We start from the raw sequence: 20,129 nt of genomic DNA, 5'->3' as shown, positions 1-20,129 counted from the left end.
ATTCGGTTGATAAACACACTCACATTCAGTACAGATTTTTTTACTGATATTTTAGTAATTCATGTACACCGCAAATCCCTTTTCAACCATCCGGTCATTCACATTCACCCACTGACCATCGGTCTTGATCCAGATTTCCCCAATATACCGTCCCCATTTACCCTTTCGGTCTTTTTTGGTCTCTAAAAGAACAGATTGATGAAGAATAAAACGTCGGAGAAAATCGCGAGATTCAATCCCTGCAGGCCGCTCATCGCCCCTTAATTCAGGCGCATTGATTCGAGCCAGCCGGATTTTTTCATTTTTTTGCCAGATGCCGAGGCCCAGATCGATGTCAACATGAATCGTATCCCCATCGTAAACACTGACGACATGGGCCCGATAATGATATAATTTCTCGTCCATCCCTGTCTCCTCAGGTATTTAAATTAGTATTTTTCTTCCCAAAGTGCAAGTTTAAAATACGGAGCCGCCGGCAGCAAAGAAGTTATCTTTAGAAGATAAAAAAAGGGCCAAAATCAATTTGACCCTAATTATCATATCCCGCTTTTCTATTAACGATCTTTCAGTAAGACGGCTCTACGCGTGTTCATGTCCCTCGGGGCCGTGCACGTGCCCGTGCGAAAGCTCTTCAGGAGTGGCATCCCGAACGTCCACCAGTTCCACCTCAAATGTCAAGGTTTTGCCTGCCAGCGGATGATTAAAATCGATTGTGACCACATCACCCTCGATGCTTCGGATGGTAAACGGCATATTCTGTCCGTCAGGGGAAGAGGCGTAAAATTCCATTCCTTCTTTCAATTCCACATTTTCCGGAAAATCAGACCGATTGGCTTTTTGTACGGCTTCTTCCACATACTCACCGTAGGCTTCGGCCGGTTGAAGCGTGATTTCCTTTTTCGTATTAATTAACATCGTTGAGATGGCTTCTTCCAACTTCGGCAAAATCTGTTCGTGTCCGCCCAAAAAAGAAAAGGGCTCCCGGTTTACCGTTGAATCCAGAACATTTCCATCTTCATCTTTTAAAATATAGTGAATAGATGCAACCTGGTCATGGCCAATAGGCATTTTAAATCTCCTTAAACTAATTAGCAATTTCTTTAATTTGAATTAAACAAATTTCAATTTATGACAAAATTCATCAGAATGCAACTGAAATAGATTTTTTTACCATTATTCTGCATTTCGTATTGGAATTACCGTCATTTCCGAAAGAAAAAAATTCCGGCATATTCTCACAGGAACCGTTCCTTCCGGCGGATCTATTTCTCTTCGAGAATGATTGTTTTTTTATCGCTGGCCATTGAGCCAAAAAGTCCGTATCCCCCTTCCACATTAAAATTTTCTTTGGTCAGGCAATTCGAAAAAATCAGGTTTCGCAGCGAAATGTAATCGGCATAATTTTCATCCAGTGCCTGAACTTCGATGCTGATTTTCCGAAGACCTTCATATGGCCAAATTCGCTTCAGATCAACGACATAGTGGTGTGTGTTGCGGCTGACCTCATCTTCTATCACGGGCCACTCCTCAGCAGACCACATATCTTTCACCAGGACAGAGAAACGATAGCCTCCCACCGGTTCCACCGGCGTCCATTTTACAACAAATTGTTTTTCCGAAAGATACACCGTATCTTTGGGTGAATAGATAACGGGTGCATCCGGAACCCGCGTAATTGCCCGGAGGGACGTGAACCCGGGCACATTCACCCGCAATGTGTAGGTTTGCCCTTCATGGATTGGAAATTTCTTTTGATCAAATGAATACACACGAACAGAATCAATCCGTGTACTGAACGGACCATTCGGATCGTACGATTCCCGCTTCGCATATCCAACGGGAAAGAGTTTGACCGAATCGATGAAAATATCAACGGAAGGCAATTTCTGAAAGACCAGTTTCTCATCCATCTGATAGGTTCGCTGCACCACAAAAAAATTTCGGCTTAGGCTGTTTTCAATAATTCCGCCCTTAAATTGGTAGCTTCCCGGAGACAAAATTCCAAAGACAACCAATTCGGGGTTGTAGTGAATGGACGGCAGTTGGGGATTTTTACTGCATTGGCTGCCGCCAATCCCCGCCGCCAGTCCTATCAAAATAAGCAGGATAATTCTTCGATCTGTCCAAATCCTTCTCATAAACACATGTTCCTTGTCCCTAATCACATAAAATGGAACGCTTTTCAATCTCACTAAAACTCAAAATGAACCCCCAGCGTCGGCACAATTGGAAACCCTTGTACGGCTTTGCGTTCTTTGGGAATGCCCAATCCCTCAAACGAGGTGTAATAAAAGAAAACATTCTTCCGATTGAGAGCGTTTACAATTTGAAAATAGGGTTGGATGTGAAATCCCTTTCGACGGGACGATTCCCATTTCAGGGAAACATCCAATCGATCGTACAACGGGTAGCGCGCATTGTTCTTGTGATCGACCAAACAATGATAGGAAACATCCCCGCTTTCGTGGATAATCGGGACCACACCGATCGGCTCCGTAAAGGGATTGCCCGTGCTGAAAACGACGTTCATCGCGAACCGGATGTTTCGGGTAAACGGAAAGGCCAGTGAGGCCGTGACGCTGTGCCGGCGATCGAAACTGGCCGGAAACCAATTTTTCTGCGTGGCAATTTGGGGAAAACGCCGGTCCGCGAAAGAAAGGCTGTAGCCAATCCATCCGAACCACGTTCCGATATCCTTTTTCACCAAAAGCTCCACCCCATAGCTTCTCCCTTCACCCGACCAAAAAAGCCGGTCCCGATCCCGATTCTTCTGCACATTGCTCGGGTAAAAAGACAGCAGATTTTCCATCCGTTTGTAATAGCCCTCCACCGAGATTTTTGCCTCGGGCCATAGCTTTGTTTCCATTCCCAAGACCACGTGATCCGACTGAATGGGCAGTTGGTGCTTGTCCAGGGGCAGCCAGACATCAAACAGCCGAAAGTGAATGAGTTCTTCCAGGTCAAACGTGGTTAAAAACTGGGTGTACTGCCCGGTGGCAAATTTAAATTGAAAAAGGTTGTTCATGCGGTAGCGTATGCTGAGGCGGGGATCGAGAACAAGGCGATTCCCCCGGGTGTAATCATTCAAACGCAATCCGGACTGCACTGTCCATTTTCCGGCGTGGAATTCATCCTGAAAGTAAAGGGCTGCATAGCGGGGCACGATCTTGATGTCCACAAAGCGATTAAAAGCATCCGCTACCAACGTACGAAAGGTTAATCCCGTCGCCTCCAACCCCGTTTCAAATTGGTGCCTGTCCCCATAAAAATAGGTTACATGGGATTTGAGCGTAAAATCCGTGATGCTGTTCTCGGCGCGCACCTCGCCGTCTTCCGATTTTGCGTACTGGCTGATAATAAATCGGCTGGCAGACGCTACCGATTCAACCAAGAGGTTCGGCCGAAGAATCCCCCGCCAGCGCACTCCGAGCGTCCGATTTCCCCAGTGAAAATCGAATTGATCGTTGGAATTTTCCTCCTCCACTTTTGGGCGAAGGACATCATTTCCAAAAAATCCCATAAATGTGAGCGTGTGATTTTCGGAGAGATCCACATTTACCTTTCCCTGAAAATCGTAAAAATAGTAGGGGAAATTGACCCGGAAGAGTTTTAAAATCTGGTCAAAATAGGTTCGTCTTCCGGCCAGTGAAAACGATCCGCGTGGCAGCGGCCCCTCAATCAAAATTTTAGAGCTGAGGAGACTCACATCGCCTTCCGCATCGAAGGACTTCCGGTTGCCATCCTTTGTGATCACATTTAACACGGAAGAATTCCGGTTGCCGTAGCGAGCCGGGAATCCCCCGACCATAAAATTTACCTCTTTAACCGCATCCGTGTTGAATGTACTAAAAAGCCCAAAAAGATGATAGGGGTTGTAAACCGTAATGCCGTCCAGAAGCGTCAGGTTTTCGGAAGGATTGCTTCCCCGCACATAAAGAGCTGCGTTATAGTCTCCTGACGATTTGACCGAAGGAAGCATTTGAAGGCTTCTGAAGATATCCGACTCAATGAACGCCGGCATTTTCTGAAGCTCCCGGGGTGAAAGGGTCACAACGCCCGGCTCCACCGTTCGATCGAATTCTTTCTGTGTTTCAGCGGTAACTTCGACGCTGCCGAGCCTTAAAACCGTTTTCTGCAGGCTAATGTGAAGAATTCTGCTTTCCCCGGGAGAAAACCGCATTCTTTTCTTCAAACTTTTGTAGCCCATGTATTGAAAAACAACCGTATAGGTTCCCGGAGGAATAGCCGGAATGACAAAGAAACCATTTACGTCGGTTGCTGCGCCGCGGGTGGTGTGTTGCAGAAACACATTTACGCCAATGAGCGGTTCGCCGCTGGCTGAATCCTTCACGGCACCTGTCAGTGTCGCGTAGTTTTGAGCCTGTAAAAAGGCAGGTATCCCAACCAACCCGAGGAAAAAAAGTGTTGTTAAGAAGAGTCTTTTCAAGCAAACCTTGCAAATGACAAAAGGACTCAATTGAGTCGTCTTTTCGTGAGTTTTTTGGCAGAAAGATTACGGCTTCCCCGCCGTTTCATCTTTCCATGAAATAAACTTTCCGCGAGACAATTGTTGAAAAAAAATACCGAGGCGGTCGAACACAGGTTCAACCGCCTCTCCATAGCGTTCACGAAGAATCATACCAATTTCGTACACCGTGTGCTTACCGTCGATAAAGCGCCAGACAAAACTGCCGAACTCATCCAAATTCACGTAATAATTCGGATTTTTCATGGTGGATTTCAGTTTTCTCCCGAGCCAGTGATTACCAAATCGGGGAACCAAAATCCTGATTTTTCCTTCCCCGGCTTCTTCCCAGTCCCGGGTTTGGACCGGAATCAGATCCAGTAGATTTTTTTCTTCAACTGTTTCATCCGTTTTACGCCGCACGTTTTATTCTCCGCAATGGAATTGAAATCATCATATAATATAAAATGGGAAAGACGAGGAGCCCAATCCACGGGGATTTGCTGATTACGGGAAGATTCACATGCGCCAGATAAAGGGCTGCCAGAATCACACCCGTCAGGGCTTCTCCAGCCACCAAACCTGAAGCAATTAATATTCCCGTATTTTCGGTCAGCTCCTTCTGGTCGTCCGAAAACTTTTTCCGTTTCATAATGGCCTGCAGGGCCCATTTAAACAGGCCGCCAATCCAGATGGCTGCCGTCGTCTGAAACGGGAGGTACATTCCAACGGCAATCAACATGGGCGATGGAGATTTAATGAGAATCAGACCCACGGCAAACATCATTCCCACAATGACCAGGGGCCAGGCCATGTGCCCGCCCACAATTCCCTGGGCCATCAGGGCCATCAAACCGGCTTGCGGGGCTGGCAGGAGTTCGCCCCCAATTCCGCCGGGTGTTGCAGCATTCAATATTTGAATGGGCCAAACCATGACGAGTGAGGCCGCGATCACGCCGATAATTTCACCCAGCTCCATCTTCCAGGGAGTACCGCCCAGGATATGTCCCACTTTCAAATCCTGCATCATATCCCCGGCAATTCCGGCCATCACGCATACCACAGCGGCTACGCCCAAAACAGCGGCCACGCCGTGCTGACCCGTTACACCAAGGGCCACCATGAGCAGCGCCGCAATGATTAATGTGGAAAGGGTTAATCCCGAAATGGGATTGCTGGAACTACCGATAATTCCAACCAGATAGCCCGCCACCGCGGCAAAGAGGAATCCCAAGATAATCATAACCAGAGTCGCCACAAGCGCGCTTCCAATGTTTCCGGAAAAATGTTCGTAGATAATGATCATGGGAATTGCCAGGACAACAATGGCAATGATAATTTGGGTAAACGGCAAGTCTTTTTCAAGGCGATTTTTATCGGCTCCTTCACCCTGACGGGCCAGTTTGGCATCGGCCAGGCCCTTGCCAATCCCGGAAATCAGGGCATCCCGCAGCGTCCAAAGCGTGTAGAACGCACCGACCAGCATGGCGCCCACAGCAATGGGTCGAATCTGGTAATACCACACGGCATTCCCAATGGAGTACCAATCACCCAGCCCTGCGCCGTGCCCGACCATTGACGCCAGGTTCGTGTTAAAAAAGGTGGCCATCGGAATAAGCAGCAGCCATCCGAAAACACCGCCCGAAAACGTAATATTGGCCAATCGGGGGCCGATAATGTAGCCCACTCCAATCAGTGCCGGGGAGGCTGCCGGGGACTTCCAGAAAATCCCTCCGCCATACGTGATGGCTTTTCCGATTTTACCGCCGTTTCCGTTAAAAAGCTGCATCACCGATTGTTTGAAATGAATAAACCCACTGAAATTTTCAACAAAAATCTGAATCCCCCGACTGTTTTTAAAGAGTTCCAGAAGTGAAGCGATACCCATGGCTCCAAAAACGTACGAGGCTCCCGATTGTCCCTTTTGTCCCGCTTTCACAATTTCGGCACAGGCAACGCTTTCAGGAAAAGGCAAATCCGCTTCCTCCACAAGGGTTCGCCTCAAAATCACCACAAAAAGGACGCCGAGGGTACCTCCCACAAACATAATGGCCGTGCTTGCCCAATAATGCAGGTGATCCCAAACGCCTGACAAAAGAAAGGCCGGGATGGTAAAAATGGCACCGGCCACGAGGGCTTCACCAACGGAGGCCGTGGTTCGCGCGATGTTCTCTTCCAAAATGCTTCCCTTAAATGGCCGCAACACCGCAATGGCAATGACCGCCGCAGGAAACGTAGCGGCAACCGTCATTCCGGCTTTCATGCCGACATAGGCATTGGCGGCTCCCAAAAGAACAGCCAGCAGCACACCAAGCAACAAAGCCTTGGGGGTAAATTCCCGCAGAGACGTTACGATGGGTACATAAGGTTTAAACTCACTCTTCGCCATACGGAATCTCCTTTTTTTGGATCAGAAATGAAGGATTAATGAATTCCCGGTTTACACCATTCTACAGATTAGGTGGTGTTTCTAAATGGTCTCAAAATCACGCAATAAAAATTTTTTACAAAATAAGAAAATCTAAGGAAATATGCAACAACTGAATTAATATTTTTTGAAACACTATTCGAAACCTTGCGAAGGCTCCAAACCTTCGCAAGGTTGTTTGGACGCTTATGTGGGATTGGGATAGTGGGAGATCAAGACCTTTTTGGGTGGATGGGAATTTCTGTCGTCCTTTTCCTGCAGACCAAACAGAGGAATTCCAAACACCTTCCCGTCTGAGATTTCCGTAATTCGAACGGGAAGAATTTCATTCCCGGCTGCGGCCCGGGTTAAAAATACGCGGATGTAATTCTCAGCCACCCCCTGCCAGTTCCGGTCGCCTTTTCGCTTCTCAACCAAAACATGCAGAGTTTTCCCAAGAAACCCCTTCTCAAACGCCCGTTTCTTTTCTTCACCCAACTGAATGAGTTCATCCACACGGCGCTTCTTTTCAGCCATTGGAATTTGATCGGGGAATTTCTCTGCCGGAGTACCGGCCCTTCGGGAGTATGAAAAGACATGAAAAAACGTGACCGGACTTTCAGAGAGAACCTGACGGGTCGCCTGAAATTTTTCTTCCGTTTCTCCCGGAAAACCAACAATGACATCCACGCCAATTCCGGCATGGGGAATTTTTGAACGGATTTTTTCCGTAACCGATTGGAATTTTTCAACCCGATACGCCCGCTTCATGCGCCTGAGGATTTCATTATCCCCGCTTTGCAGCGCAATGTGAAAATGCGGGGCAATTCGAGGCGTTGAAGCTGCCAAATCGATTAAATCATCCGTTACCTCATGCGGATCCAAGGAGCTGATTCGGATACGCTCCAACCCCTCGATTTTCAACAGACGCCAGAGCAGACGCACCAAATTTTCTTCCCGATCCAAATCCTTTCCGTACATCCCAATATGAACCCCCGTTAAAACCAGCTCTTTAAACCCCTGCGCGGCCAGTGCCTGCGCCCGAGCCACAATAGCCTGGGGGTGATCGCTGCGGGAAGGCCCCCGCGAAAACGGAATTGAACAATAGGAACAGCGGTAATCGCAGCCGTCCTGTATTTTCAGAAATGCCCGGGTGTGTTGATCGACATATCCGCCGTCAAAATAGCGGAAGGCTTCCTTTTTTGAAAAGGGCGCAACATTCCTTCTGGGCAGCGCTTCTTTCGACAGATTTTCAACCTGTGAAACGGCGTCGTATTTATTCTGGGTTCCAAGAATCAGATCCACTCCGGGAATGTCGGCAATGACCTCCGGCCGAAGCTGTGGATAACAGCCTGCCACCACAATTTTCGCTTTCGGAGATTTTCGGACAGACCGGTGCACGACGCGGCGGCATTTCTGCTCGGCCCGTTCCGTAACGCTGCAGGTGTTAATAAACACCACATCGGCAGGCTCCCCGAAGGGAACAATCTCATACCCCCGGGCCGCAAAATCGGCCGCAATTGCTGCCGTTTCAGCCTGATTTAGTTTACAGCCCAATGTGTAAAATGAAACCGTTTTTTTCATAAATTCGCATCTAATCGTCTGAAGTGATTGTAATATTGTCCCGTTAAAAGAAAGCTTTGAAAAAATCGGATTTTATTAGTTGACCTTTTTTCAACCCACCCCCTCACTCGGAAGGTCATCAACAGAAAAATGTTACATAATAACCTATTTTTCAGTTAATTATAAAGCGACGCCGTGTTAATGGCAAATCAATTTTTATCACAAATTGTTGATCTTATTTTCCCTTCGTTGCCACATACGAGAAAAAAACCATCCCAAATGAAAAGAGCCGGAAAAAATGCCGGCTCTTTTTTTATCAGTTCAATAATAAACGACTTACTTTTCCTTCTCTTCAGAATCCTCCGGTTTTTCAGCCGCCTTTTCTTCGGAAGCATCTTCAGTTTTTTCTTCTTCAGCCGGTTTTTCCTCAGTTGCGGGCTTCTCTTCTTCAACAGAATCCGCAGCGGGTTCGGCCCCTTTTTCTTCCGTTTTCTCAGTTGTTTTTTCTTCTGTTTCTTCCGCGGCGGCAGGCTTTTCGGACGCTTCCGCTGCAGTTTCGGCCGGTTCGGGAGAGTCCTCCTTTTCGGCTTCGGGTTTGGCCGCATCTGCTGCTTTTTCTTTGGGTGACTCCTCTGTTTTTTCTGCTGCAGCCGCTTTCTTTGAAGGTTTCGCGCCCGTCCGCCGGATTCGGGGCCGTTTTTCGCCTTTTCCTTCACCAGGCGAAGCGGTTCCACCCTGTTCCGGAGTCAACTCCTCCGGACTACGTTCCGACAATACGATTCGTTTGTTCGTCTTGTCGAATTCGATCACAGACAGCTCAACTTCGTCACCGGCATTGTAGACATCACTGATATGTTTGATTTCGGGTTTGTCCATTTCCACCAGATGAGAAATGGGCACAAATCCCTCAACATCCTCAGGAATTTCCACAATCAGGCCTTTGTCGATCGGCCGGACAATCTTGCCCTTCACCCGGGTACCGGGCTTGTACTGCTGCTCCAGGGAATCCCACGGATTTTCGAAGACCTGTTTGTATCCCAGTGAAATGCGGCGGTTGTCGCGGTCAATGCCCAGCACGACCACTTCGATTTCGTCACCCTTTTTGAGCACTTCACTCGGATGACGGACCTTCTTGGTCCAGGACAGATCAGAGATGTGAACCAATCCGTCAATGCCTTCTTCCAACTCGACAAACGCACCAAAGTTGGTCAGATTTCTGACAATGCCCTTGTGGTGAGATCCCACTTCATATTTTTTCTCGATTTCATCCCAGGGATTGGGTTCCAATTGCCTGAGGCTCAACGAGATTTTGCGTTCATCCTTTTCGACGTTTAAAACAATGGCTTCAACAATATCGCCCAGAGAAACAACCTGGCTCGGATGCCGGATATGCTGTGTCCAGGACATTTCAGAGATGTGGATAAGCCCTTCGATGCCCTTTTCCAGCTCAACAAAGGCACCGTAATCCGCAATATTGACCACTTTTCCGGTCACCTTGGCTCCCACCGGGTAGTGCTCTTCCACATTTTCCCACGGGTGTGGTTGAAGCTGCTTTAAACCAAGAGAGATTCTTGTTTTATCTTCATCGAAATCAAGGACCATCACCTTAATCTTTTCATCCAGGGAGACCACCTCGGACGGATGGCTCACGCGGCCCCAGGACAAATCGTTGATGTGCAACAACCCGTCAACGCCGCCCAAATCGATGAATACGCCAAAATTGGTAATGTTCTTGACGGTTCCTTCCAGAATCTGGCCTTTTTCCAGCTCGTTCAGGATCTTTTCGCGCTGGCCTTTCAGCCCTTCTTCAATCAAAACACGTCTGGACACAACGATGTTTTTCCGGGGCTGATTGACATTCACAATTTTAAATTCAAATGTCTTGCCAACCAGGGCATCAAAATCCCGAACCGGTTTCACGTCAATCTGGGAACCGGGTAAAAAGGCATCCACACCCATTATATCGACCACCATTCCACCCTTAATCCGGCGAACAATGCGCCCTTCAATCGTGCGGTCTTCTTCGAAATATTTAATGACCTGTTCCCAGGCTTTAATAAAATCGGCCTTTTTGCGGGAAAGGACCAACTGGCCGTCCCGATCCTCAACCGTGTCCAGATAGACCTCGATTTCATCACCAATTTTTAATTCTTCAGGATTGCTGAATTCTTCCAGAGGAACGACGCCTTCAGACTTAAATCCGATATCCACAGACACTTCCTTCTGGTTAATTGCCAGAATTCGGCCCCGGATAATTTCACCTTCCTGAAATTTGTTGAGCGTTTGCTCATAAATTTGGCGGTACCATTCGGCTTCATCGTCTGAATATTCCTTTTCCTCTACCAGGTCTTCCAACTTCAGTGTCTTCGGACCCGTGTCTGCCTCACCTTCTGCCGGCGTTTCTTCAACCACTGTCTCCGTTACAACGGTTTCCTCAACACTCGGTGTTTCCGTAGTTTCCGCAGCGTCGGTTTCCGGTGTCGCCTGAACCTGTTCACCACCTCCCTCCGTTATGTTTTGGGGATTCTCATTCACTTCGTCATTCTGAAGTGAATTTTCTTTTTCTTGATCTTGCATTTAGTTCGTCCTCCTTCTTTATTTAGTGCCTCTTAGTGAGGCCTGATAAGCAAATGATTGGTCGCGGAGCTCAGCAATTTCCTGCATGATGCGGTCGCTGATTTCCTGATAAAGCTTTTTCCGGGGCGTCTGCCGATTCAGATAGTCCTTCATCGGAATTCGCTTCCCAATATTCACAATAATTCCGGGATATTTTAAAAAACTCTCCCGAAGCCTGAATGTTCCGTGAATATGAATGGGAATAATATCAATTCCGTTTTGATACGCCAACATCGCCACCCCTGAGCGTGCCTCTTGAAGCTCACCCGTTCTGCTTCGGGTGCCCTCCGGAAACATGAGCAGTGACCGTCCGCTTTGCAAAATGCGTTTCGTAAAACGGATGGCCTCCATATCAAAATTACCCCGCTTGGTGGGAAACGCATTAAAAAACCGCGCCAGGTCCCGGACAAAAAACCACTCAAAGATTTCCTGCTTGGCGAAATAGAATATTTCCTGCCGAATTACAGATCCGATGACCAGCGGATCCACAAACGACTGGTGATTGGATGCAAAAATGACCGGAGCCTTTTTGGTTTTTTCAATCAGCCCCAGAACTTTTAATCCATAAAACACACTAAATATTGACTTTAAAATAATTTGAGCTATAAAATAAAAAAATCTCATTGAAAATGCAACCCTTTTTACTGAAAAAACAAAGCGTTCGGCACAAAATAAATAAAAAGCGATCCCCATTGATTCAAATACAAGATTTTCATTAAACAAAACCTGAAAGGATTCTCAGGCATTTCAAAGATATTTTTGAATGATTCGGTAGATTTTATCTACTTGTTCGTCAATGGACAAATTCGTTGTATCCACTTCAATTGCATCAGCCGCTTTTTTCAGGGGACTGATTTCACGGGTGGAATCGATTTTGTCACGCCGCTGGATATCCGCCAGCACCTCCTCAAATGAAAGGGTTACGCCCTTCTCCTGCAGTTCTTTCAGGCGTCGCCTGGCGCGCTCTTCCGGGGATGCGTTCAAATATATTTTTACATCGGCACGGGGAAAAACAACGGTGCCAATATCCCGGCCCTCGGCCACAATGCCGCCATCCTTGCCAATTTTTCGCTGAAGCGCCACCATCCGTTCCCGCACCGCTTTTACCCGACTGACTTTACTGATGGCCCGGTCGATTTCAGGCGTTCGAATCCCATCCGTCACATCTTCGCCGTCCAGATACACCCGAATTCCCGAAGCATCCGGGAGCAATCTAATTTCCGTCTGTTCCGCCAATTTTTCAAGTTCCTCTGGCCTGTTGGAATCCGCCCCTTCCCGAAGAACTTTCAGTGTAAATGCCCGGTACATCGCCCCCGTATCCAGATACAAATACCCCAGTTTTTGCGCAAGCTTCCTGGCCGTCGTACTTTTTCCGGAGCCGGCCGGTCCGTCAACGGCAATAATCAATTTCTTCAACACGGGCTCCTTAATCTTTCATCCGCAGGCCTTTTTCCTCTTTCGTAAAAATCCAGCCGACTATTTTTCCCACGTTTATTTCACCGTCTTCCAGCCAGTACTGGCGGTCCTGGTCGTATTCAGAGCTGGTATCATTGGGAGGAACGGCTTCAATTTCTTCAAAGATTCTCTTCATTCGGTTTTTCCAGGTTCGAATATTCGACGGCCGCAGATCAACCCAGCCGTCGTGCGCCCAAATGTCGATTTTCTCCGGCAGAATCTCCAGAACGTCCTCGCCCCGGTACGGCGGAATCTTCACAACGGGCCCCCGTAAAAGACGTTCCCCGTCGGGCATTAAAATGGGAATCCCGATTGAAATGATTTGCGAACGTAACTTTGAGTCCGACTGGATCAGATCGAGCAATCGTTGAGAAAGCTGGTTCTCATCCGCATCCCGGAGATGTTCCATTGTTTTTACCGTTCTCTTGAACAAATAGGCTTCGTACAAAAGCTTTGAAAGCCGTGGAGGACCCAGCAGCTCAAACGCAATGCTTTCCACACCGTGTTCTTTTTCCAATTGCTCCATTTTTTTAAGAGCCGTGTGCCGCAGATAGCCCGCCCTGTAAGTGGGGCCCATCGTTGCGTTGTCCAACGCATTAATGATGTCGTGGCCCGTATTGCCGCCTCTAAGTTCGTAAATCACATTCTTTGCAATTTCTTCAGGGGTAACATATTCCATCTGTCCGGTTGTGGTGATGGTCATAAATTCGGCCTTTGAAAAAATACCATTTTCACCGGTGTCAATGAAGACCGATTCCAAAATGCCATCCTCTAATTTCTTCCAGTTTAATTTTTCGTGCAGGCGAAACTCCCCCTTCAGGGGAACGGCATTCTCGGGTTTGCAGTCGTAGAGCTCAACCTGTTTGTTTCCTTTTCGAATCGGGCCGTAACCGATGCGCTTCCAGGCAATAGCCGCCGTCGGTTTGATTTCCTTTGTAATCGGCGCATCCGGCGTGCGTGCCATCAAAAAGAGCAGCAGAGAATGGGCTCCGGCCACGGAAGTTTTGCTCAAGAGTACCCGTGACGGTTTTTCCTCACTGTGGGTGTAGGGAATGTTCAACCCCATTCCCCCGGTTCCGCTGGTACCAATTTTCAGATAAATTCGTGTCCTGACCTGCATCATGGCCTCATACAAAATCTGAACATGGCGAATCAATTGCGGAATATAAAGTGTGCTCAACAGTTTTTCAATTTCATCGACCAAACCCGTTGTATTCGGGAGCCCGTTTTTGAATTTCTTGAGTTCTTTTCGAACCCGATAATAGCCCAAAAACACGTCCTGATAGGCCAGAGCCGTGGCCGAATTAACACTATCGATCACAATTTGCGGTTTGTATTTTTGAATGGTCTGGTACAGATAAGAACGGCCCAAAATCTCAGGCGTTAAGTCACCCAAAACATCTTCAATAAGTTGTTCCCGATAGGTTGGATTTTCAATAATTTCGGATCGGGGGATATTTTGCAAAGAATCCCGCAAGAAAATATTGCCCCAGGAGGGAATGAGTTTGACTTTTCCTTCTTTGTTAATATCCTTCAAACGATTAACAGCATCTTCGGCTTCCCATTTTGCCAGGGACGAAACAATGATTTCTTCGGGTTCCTCCGGAATAAGTCGCCTGCAAATGGCGGATCCCACCAAACCCCATGCGCCTAAAATCAATACGCGTTTTCCCTTTATTTCCATGGTAACCTCACTGTTTTTTTGAGTTGCGAGATTTCTTCTGTATTTAGAAACCGCCATTCACCGGGTTTCAAAGAACCCAGGTGCAATGCTCCCAGGCGAATGCGCTTGAGGGCCACCACCCGATTACCAACGGCCTGAACCATGCGCTTCACCTGATGTTTCATCCCCTGGTGAATGGTCAGTTCGATTCGATGCGACGATCGTTTTTCGACACGGCCGGAAACCACACGCCCCGGAGCAATTTCAACCCCTTTTTCCAGAGAAAGCAGCATGTCGGACGTAACCGGTTTTTCAAGTGTGACCAGATAAACCTTGTCAATTTCATATTTGGGGTGGGTTAAGCGATAGGCCAGTTCTCCTGAATTGGTAAGAAGAAGCACTCCTTCGGTGTCGTAATCCAAACGACCAACCGGGTAAATACGATAGGGCACGCGTACATAATCCAACACGGTTTTTCGACGGAAGGGGTCTGAAACCGTCGTCAAACACTCTTTCGGCTTATTGAACAGAATGATGATTTCCTTTTGAGGAAGTACAATTGGGTTACCATCAATCTCAATCCGGTCATTTTCCGGATCAATTTGGATGCCCAGATGGGTAACCGTTTCTCCGTTCACACGCACCCGTCCCTGTTGAATCCACTCGTCGGCTTTCCGACGCGAACATACACCGGCGTTGGCGATAAATTTATTCAGTCGAATCATCGGTCTCTTTTCCTGATTCATTTCGCCCGGCGACTTCCCGATTCAAATCGTCGGCATCTGCCTCCTCCTGCGCCTCTTTGTCCTTTAACAGGGCCTCAATTTCGGATTCTTTTGGAAGATCGGAAAGGTCGTTCAACCCAAAATAGCGCAAAAATTCATCCGTTGTTCCGTAAAGTAACGGGCGCCCCACGGCCTCGGCACGTCCTTTGATGGTAATGAGATTTCTCTCCAGAAGAGTCCCGATAACACCGTCCGAATTGACCCCGCGAATGTGTTCCACCTCCACCCGACTGACCGGCTGCTTGTAGGCAATAACGGCCAGCGTCTCCAGTGCCGCACGGGACAATCGGTTCCGGCTCCGGGTTTTGTACAACTGGCGAATCCAGCCGTAATAATCCGGTTTAGTGACCATCTGAAATCCCCCTGCCACCCGGATAATTTTGAACGCTCGGGCGTCATACAGACGGTTCAGTGCATCAATAGAGTCCACAACATTTTTTTCAGAGATATTCAAAATCTGGGATATGTGTTTGGCTGGCAGCGGTTTGTCTGAAGAAAAAAGTAACGCCTCAACGATGCGTTGCAATTCAATTTCGTCCATAAATGCTACTTTTCCTGATCCGCCCGGGCGGATTGTTGGTTCATGTAAATCGTCATTTGGTTTTTCATACGCATGAGCTCGTTTGATTACTTTTTGAATGGCCTTCCATCCATAAAAATAAAACCTGCTTTATTTCACCCCGATTGTGCGAAGTAAAAATTTTGTTTCCACTGGATAATGGGGATCCCCTAATTCTGAAGATGGGGCCTGAAAATCCAGATTTCCGAAAACGGCAGGGTTTGTTTGACCACAATCTCCTGCTGTTTGATCATTTCCAAAATGGCCAAAAATGTGGCAATCACCACCAACTTTCTTTTAAGGGGCTCTATCAATTCCTGAAACGTTATCTGCTCGCGGGATTTCATAAACTCCCGAATATAATGGATTTGATCATCCACGGAAATCTGATCAACAATAACCTGGTGATCCGGTTTTTCCTTGAACCGCTTGAGTGCCTGATTAAAGGCATAAACCAGATCAAAAAGGGTTACATTTCCGAGAGACACCTCTTCAGAAGGAAAATCGCTGAAATCAAATTCCTGAGGTACCTTCGGGATCATGGTCCGGAAAACCGCTTCTTTCTCCTCCAGTGTGTGGGCAATGGTCTTATACTTCCGATATTCGATAAGGCGATCTACCAATTCCTGGCGCGGGTCAACGATTTCCTCCTCGTTTTCCAAAGGAGCCGTCGGAATCAGCATGTGAGCTTTGATGTGCATCAAGGTAGCCGCCATTACGATAAAATCGCCTGCAATATCCAGATCCAATTGCTGCATGAGCTGAATGGTATCCAAATACTGCCGCGTAATAAGCGCAATTGGAATATCGTAAATATCCACTTCATTTTTATTGATTAAAAACAGAAGCAGATCCAACGGGCCTTCAAAATTTTGAAGTTTTATTTTGTACATACTCTCTCAATGATTCGTGTATCTGATCCGGAGTTTTTATTCCAATCGCTTCGCCAACACCAGGTGATTATTGACAGCCATTTTTATTTACACGTCCAGCATGAGCCCAATCTTCATGGCCTCACGAACGGCGCCCATTGTTTCCCGGGCCTCTTTTCTGGCGCGTTCGTTTCCATCTTCAATAATATCGCGGATTTTTTTTCGGTTTTGCTCCAGTTCCGCCCGTTTTTCGCGAAACGGAGCCAGGTAGTCCGCTAATTTCTGGGCCAGATTTTTTTTGCACGCCACACACCCCAGAATCCCCTTCTTACAATTCTCTTCAATTTCAGGAACCTCCGAGGGATTAAATTTTTTATGATAGGTAAAAACCGTACAAATGTCCGGATGACCCGGGTCTCCCATGTGAATCTTCTGCGGATCGGTAACAGCCGTTCGAACCTTTTTCTGAATGGTTTGCGGATCATCCGAAAGCAGAATGGTATTCTCTTTGGATTTACTCATCTTTGTACCGTCCAGACCCGGAAGCCGGCTGAAAACCGTCAGCATGGGTTGAGGTTCCGGGAAAACCTCTCCGTAAAGCGAATTAAACCTGCGGGCAATTTCCCGTGTCAATTCCACGTGGGGAACCTGATCCTCCCCCACCGGAACATAGTGGGCACGGTAGATCAGAATATCGGCGGCCTGAAGCACGGGATAACCCAGATGGCCGAAGGAAACCCGATCTTCCAGATGAAGTTCACGGATTTGTTCTTTTACCGTCGGGTTGCGCTGCAACCGCGGAACGGTAACCAGCATGGAAAAAAGCAAAAAGAGTTCCGCATGTTCTTTCACATGCGACTGTACAAAAATGACACTTTTTTCCGGATCAATACCAACGGCGAGCCAGTCAATAATCATTTCGATGGAATCTTCCCAGATATGGGAGGTATCTTCCACAGAGGTGGTCAACACATGCCAATCGGCTACCAGGTGAAAATTCTGGAATTTTCCCTGATTCTGCACCCAGTTTTCCAATGCGCCCGTGTAGTTTCCGAGGTGAAGCTTGCCGGAGGGCCGCATTCCGCTCAGGATTCGTTTCAATTCCGCCATTCATTCTTCCCTATTTTTCAGATTATAAATGAATTTTCAAACAAAGAAAAACACCGATTGATTCTCGGTGTTTTTAATCAGACATGTACAAATATGGTTTCCAGCGGGTGTCCGCAATCCCAATAAAATATTGAATAAACATCAAATGATTGGGTTTTCTTGGTTTCTTAAGCAACTTCATTCCGGCTTCCTCCGGGGTGCGATTTCCCTTCCTGGCATTGCATTTCTTACAGCACGCTACCAGATTCTCCCACCGGTCTCTTCCCCCCCGATCACGCGGAATGACGTGGTCAATGGTCAAATCACCCCCCTTAACACCGCAGTACTGGCATTGATAATTGTCACGTTTCAACACATTCTTTTTCGTCAGTAGAATCCGCCGGGGTGGAATTTTGACAAACCGGCTTAAACGCACGATGCTTGGAACCGGATACCGACTTCTGACCGACCGGACATAATAATCGTATTTTTCCACAAGCTCGGCCTTTCCCAGATAGACCAAAACAATGGCCCTTCGGGCAGAGCACACGCTCATGGGTTCGTAATTCTGATTCAGAATGAGTACATGACGATCCAACATATCAACCACCGGTTGTTAAATTAAAAAATGCTCAGGTGGTTCTGTTTTTTGCATCCCCGAAAGGACCCGTGGGTACGCAACCGAATTGGGATACAAAATATTACAAAGCCTTAATTTTTAAATTTAACTGAATTCGGTTCAAGAATCAAGACTTTTTGTAAAATCTTGGCACAAACCCTTCGCCCCCTTTGTACGATCACCGATCACCACAATGAATTGTGGTGATCCTTCAAAACCACTCAATAAAACTCTGAAAGGATTTTAATTCCCTATATGCACTATCCAACAAAAATTCCCTGTACGTCTCCTTGTACAATCACCACAATTTATTGTGGTGATTCTTCAAAACTATTGCACAGGTTAAAACTTCTCGGCTTCCTCAATCAACATCACAGGAATGTCATCCTTAATCGGGAATTTCAGGCGGCAATTATGGCAGATCAAATAATTATTTTCCGGATCGTACTCCAGATCGCCTTTGCATTTGGGGCACGCCAGAATGTCCAGAAGTTCCTTATCCAGCATTTTTTCCTCCTACTTAAAATTCTCTTTTATGACATTGAAAAATTTCTTCGGCGCACGAATGGGCTTTCGGTCTTCATTTAGAAAGGCCAATGTCGTATCACCCTCTGCAATTTTTTCTCCTGTCTCCACCCGGGTGATCACGTACGAGAGTTTAATTCGCGCCCGCGGCAATCCGTCTACGACGGTACGAAGCTCCAGCAGATCGTCATAAAAGGCCGGCCGGATGTACTTGCAGTGAACCTCAACAATCGGCATTAAAATGCCTTCCTTTTCCATTTGCGCGTAGGTGTAACCCAGTTCCCGCATCAATTCGGCGCGTCCGCATTCAAACCAGGCAAAGTAATTCGAATGATGAGCGATTCCCATTTGATCGGTTTCCACATACCGTACACGAAACTGCATTCGATTTTCAAGCATGGCTATTCTTCCCAGAATCCAATTTTTCTGTATTTTTGGTATCGTTTTTCCAGAAGCTCATCCACCGGAAGAGACGACAGTTCATTAAGTTCTTCTAAAATGCGCTTTTCAAGGATTGAGGCCGCTTCATCATAATTGCGATGGGCTCCTCCCACCGGTTCGGGAATTATTCCGTCCGCAATTCCCATTTCCAGCAGATCCTTGGCCGTAACACGCATGGCTTCGGCGGCTTCCTTAGCCTTCCCGGCATCCCGCCAGAGAATAGCGGCACATCCCTCCGGAGAGATAACGGAATACCAGGTATTTTCAAGCATCAAAATTTTGTCACCCACACCAATGCCTAGTGCCCCTCCGCTGGCTCCTTCGCCAATAACAACCACCAAAATGGGCACGGGCAAATGGGACATCTCAAATAAATTTCGGGCGATGGCTTCCGCCTGTCCCCGTTCTTCCGCTCCAATTCCCGGATAGGCACCGGGGGTGTCGATCAGCGCTACAACAGGGCGTTTGAATTTTGCGGCCAACTTCATAAGGCGAAGCGCTTTTCGGTATCCCTCGGGATTGGGCATTCCGAAATTCCGGTAAAGTTTTTCCTTTGTGGAACGCCCCTTTTGATGGCCAATCACAAAAACCGGTTGATCCTGAATATGTCCCACGCCCCCAACAATAGCCGGATCATCGGCAAATTTTCGGTCCCCGTGGAGCTCCTGGAAATCGGGCATTATGCGCTGGAGATAATCCAGGGTGTAGGGCCGCTGCGGATGCCGGGCCAATTGGACGCGCTGCCATCGGGTCAATTTGGAATAAATTTCTTTGCGCAGTTTTTCCGCCTTTTTCTCGAGGTTGGCTATTTCATCCTGGAGCTCGACATTTTCAATGTACGAATACTCCTTCATCTCCTCGATTTTCTTTTCCAGCTCAACAATAGGTCGTTCAAAATCAAAAACAAATCCGTTCATAAAGAATACCTAATTTTCTTCGGTGTCATTTTCAAAAATTCAAAGCACATTTTTCCAAACTAAAATCGTTCGCTTCCAATGAAACTCCGATTGGGAAAACGTTTTTTCTCGGTAACCTTCATTTTTCTGCTCTGCGGTTCTCCGTTTAAACTA

At 47.3% G+C, this 20,129-nt stretch carries 19 protein-coding genes; all 19 read right to left on the bottom strand.

Going from position 1 to position 20,129, the window contains the following annotated elements; all coding sequences use genetic code 11:
* Window positions 1-51 precede the first annotated feature (51 nt).
* Window positions 52-405 carry a nuclease gene (locus tag GXO76_09950; GenBank protein ID NOY78175.1) on the bottom strand — a complete coding sequence of 118 codons (354 nt, stop codon included), beginning with the start codon at window positions 403-405 and terminating at the stop codon, window positions 52-54.
* A 174-nt stretch (window positions 406-579) separates the two neighbouring features.
* Window positions 580-1,068: a peptidylprolyl isomerase gene (locus tag GXO76_09945; protein NOY78174.1), complete on the bottom strand. Its 489-nt coding sequence runs from the start codon at window positions 1,066-1,068 to the stop codon at window positions 580-582.
* Window positions 1,069-1,262: 194 nt separating this feature from the next.
* On the bottom strand, window positions 1,263-2,138 hold the full coding sequence (locus GXO76_09940) for a DUF4249 family protein (protein ID NOY78173.1): 876 nt from the start codon (window positions 2,136-2,138) through the stop codon (window positions 1,263-1,265).
* 53 nt (window positions 2,139-2,191) lie between these two features.
* Window positions 2,192-4,447: a TonB-dependent receptor gene (locus GXO76_09935; GenBank protein ID NOY78172.1), complete on the bottom strand. Its 2,256-nt coding sequence runs from the start codon at window positions 4,445-4,447 to the stop codon at window positions 2,192-2,194.
* 66 nt (window positions 4,448-4,513) lie between these two features.
* Window positions 4,514-4,888: a PqqD family protein gene (locus tag GXO76_09930; GenBank protein NOY78171.1), complete on the bottom strand. Its 375-nt coding sequence runs from the start codon at window positions 4,886-4,888 to the stop codon at window positions 4,514-4,516.
* Window positions 4,878-6,854 (bottom strand): oligopeptide transporter, OPT family, encoded by a 1,977-nt coding sequence (locus tag GXO76_09925; GenBank protein ID NOY78170.1) that lies wholly within the window; start codon window positions 6,852-6,854, stop codon window positions 4,878-4,880. Before GXO76_09925 ends, GXO76_09930 begins: the two co-directional genes overlap by 11 nt.
* A 225-nt stretch (window positions 6,855-7,079) precedes the next feature.
* Window positions 7,080-8,456 (bottom strand): tRNA (N(6)-L-threonylcarbamoyladenosine(37)-C(2))-methylthiotransferase MtaB, encoded by a 1,377-nt coding sequence (mtaB, locus tag GXO76_09920; protein ID NOY78169.1) that lies wholly within the window; start codon window positions 8,454-8,456, stop codon window positions 7,080-7,082.
* A gap of 315 nt (window positions 8,457-8,771) precedes the next feature.
* Window positions 8,772-11,012 (bottom strand): 30S ribosomal protein S1, encoded by a 2,241-nt coding sequence (gene rpsA / locus GXO76_09915; protein NOY78168.1) that lies wholly within the window; start codon window positions 11,010-11,012, stop codon window positions 8,772-8,774.
* An 18-nt stretch (window positions 11,013-11,030) separates the two neighbouring features.
* The gene (locus GXO76_09910) at window positions 11,031-11,624 is read right to left on the bottom strand and encodes a 1-acyl-sn-glycerol-3-phosphate acyltransferase (protein ID NOY78167.1); all 594 of its coding nucleotides are present in this window, start codon (window positions 11,622-11,624) and stop codon (window positions 11,031-11,033) included.
* 174 nt (window positions 11,625-11,798) lie between these two features.
* A complete protein-coding gene (locus GXO76_09905; GenBank protein NOY78166.1) occupies window positions 11,799-12,458 on the bottom strand; it encodes a (d)CMP kinase in 660 nt (219 codons plus the stop codon).
* A gap of 19 nt (window positions 12,459-12,477) precedes the next feature.
* The gene (locus GXO76_09900; protein ID NOY78165.1) at window positions 12,478-14,190 is read right to left on the bottom strand and encodes a short-chain dehydrogenase; all 1,713 of its coding nucleotides are present in this window, start codon (window positions 14,188-14,190) and stop codon (window positions 12,478-12,480) included.
* Window positions 14,181-14,894 (bottom strand): rRNA pseudouridine synthase, encoded by a 714-nt coding sequence (locus GXO76_09895; GenBank protein NOY78164.1) that lies wholly within the window; start codon window positions 14,892-14,894, stop codon window positions 14,181-14,183. The genes GXO76_09900 and GXO76_09895 overlap by 10 nt, the downstream gene beginning before the upstream one ends.
* Entirely contained in the window at window positions 14,878-15,495 is a 618-nt protein-coding gene (scpB, locus tag GXO76_09890; GenBank protein ID NOY78163.1) for an SMC-Scp complex subunit ScpB, read from the bottom strand. Before scpB ends, GXO76_09895 begins: the two co-directional genes overlap by 17 nt.
* Window positions 15,496-15,683: 188 nt before the next feature.
* Window positions 15,684-16,406 (bottom strand): segregation/condensation protein A, encoded by a 723-nt coding sequence (locus GXO76_09885; protein NOY78162.1) that lies wholly within the window; start codon window positions 16,404-16,406, stop codon window positions 15,684-15,686.
* Window positions 16,407-16,493: 87 nt separating this feature from the next.
* Window positions 16,494-17,486, bottom strand: coding sequence for a tryptophan--tRNA ligase (gene trpS / locus GXO76_09880; protein NOY78161.1), 993 nt, complete (start codon window positions 17,484-17,486; stop codon window positions 16,494-16,496).
* An 82-nt stretch (window positions 17,487-17,568) separates the two neighbouring features.
* Window positions 17,569-18,072 (bottom strand): HNH endonuclease, encoded by a 504-nt coding sequence (locus tag GXO76_09875; GenBank protein ID NOY78160.1) that lies wholly within the window; start codon window positions 18,070-18,072, stop codon window positions 17,569-17,571.
* Window positions 18,073-18,435: 363 nt separating this feature from the next.
* Window positions 18,436-18,600, bottom strand: coding sequence for a Trm112 family protein (locus GXO76_09870; GenBank protein NOY78159.1), 165 nt, complete (start codon window positions 18,598-18,600; stop codon window positions 18,436-18,438).
* Between the two features lie 9 nt (window positions 18,601-18,609).
* Window positions 18,610-19,017, bottom strand: a complete 408-nt coding sequence (locus GXO76_09865) for an acyl-CoA thioesterase (GenBank protein ID NOY78158.1) — start codon at window positions 19,015-19,017, stop codon at window positions 18,610-18,612.
* Window positions 19,018-19,019: 2 nt separating this feature from the next.
* On the bottom strand, window positions 19,020-19,976 hold the full coding sequence (locus GXO76_09860; GenBank protein NOY78157.1) for an acetyl-CoA carboxylase carboxyltransferase subunit alpha: 957 nt from the start codon (window positions 19,974-19,976) through the stop codon (window positions 19,020-19,022).
* Window positions 19,977-20,129: the final 153 nt, after the last annotated feature.

This window comes from Calditrichota bacterium (genome assembly GCA_013151735.1).
Classification (GTDB): domain Bacteria; phylum Zhuqueibacterota; class JdFR-76; order JdFR-76; family BMS3Abin05; genus BMS3Abin05.
The sequence above is the reverse complement of the archived record's forward strand: the minus strand, read 5'-3'. Positions and strand labels throughout refer to the sequence as shown.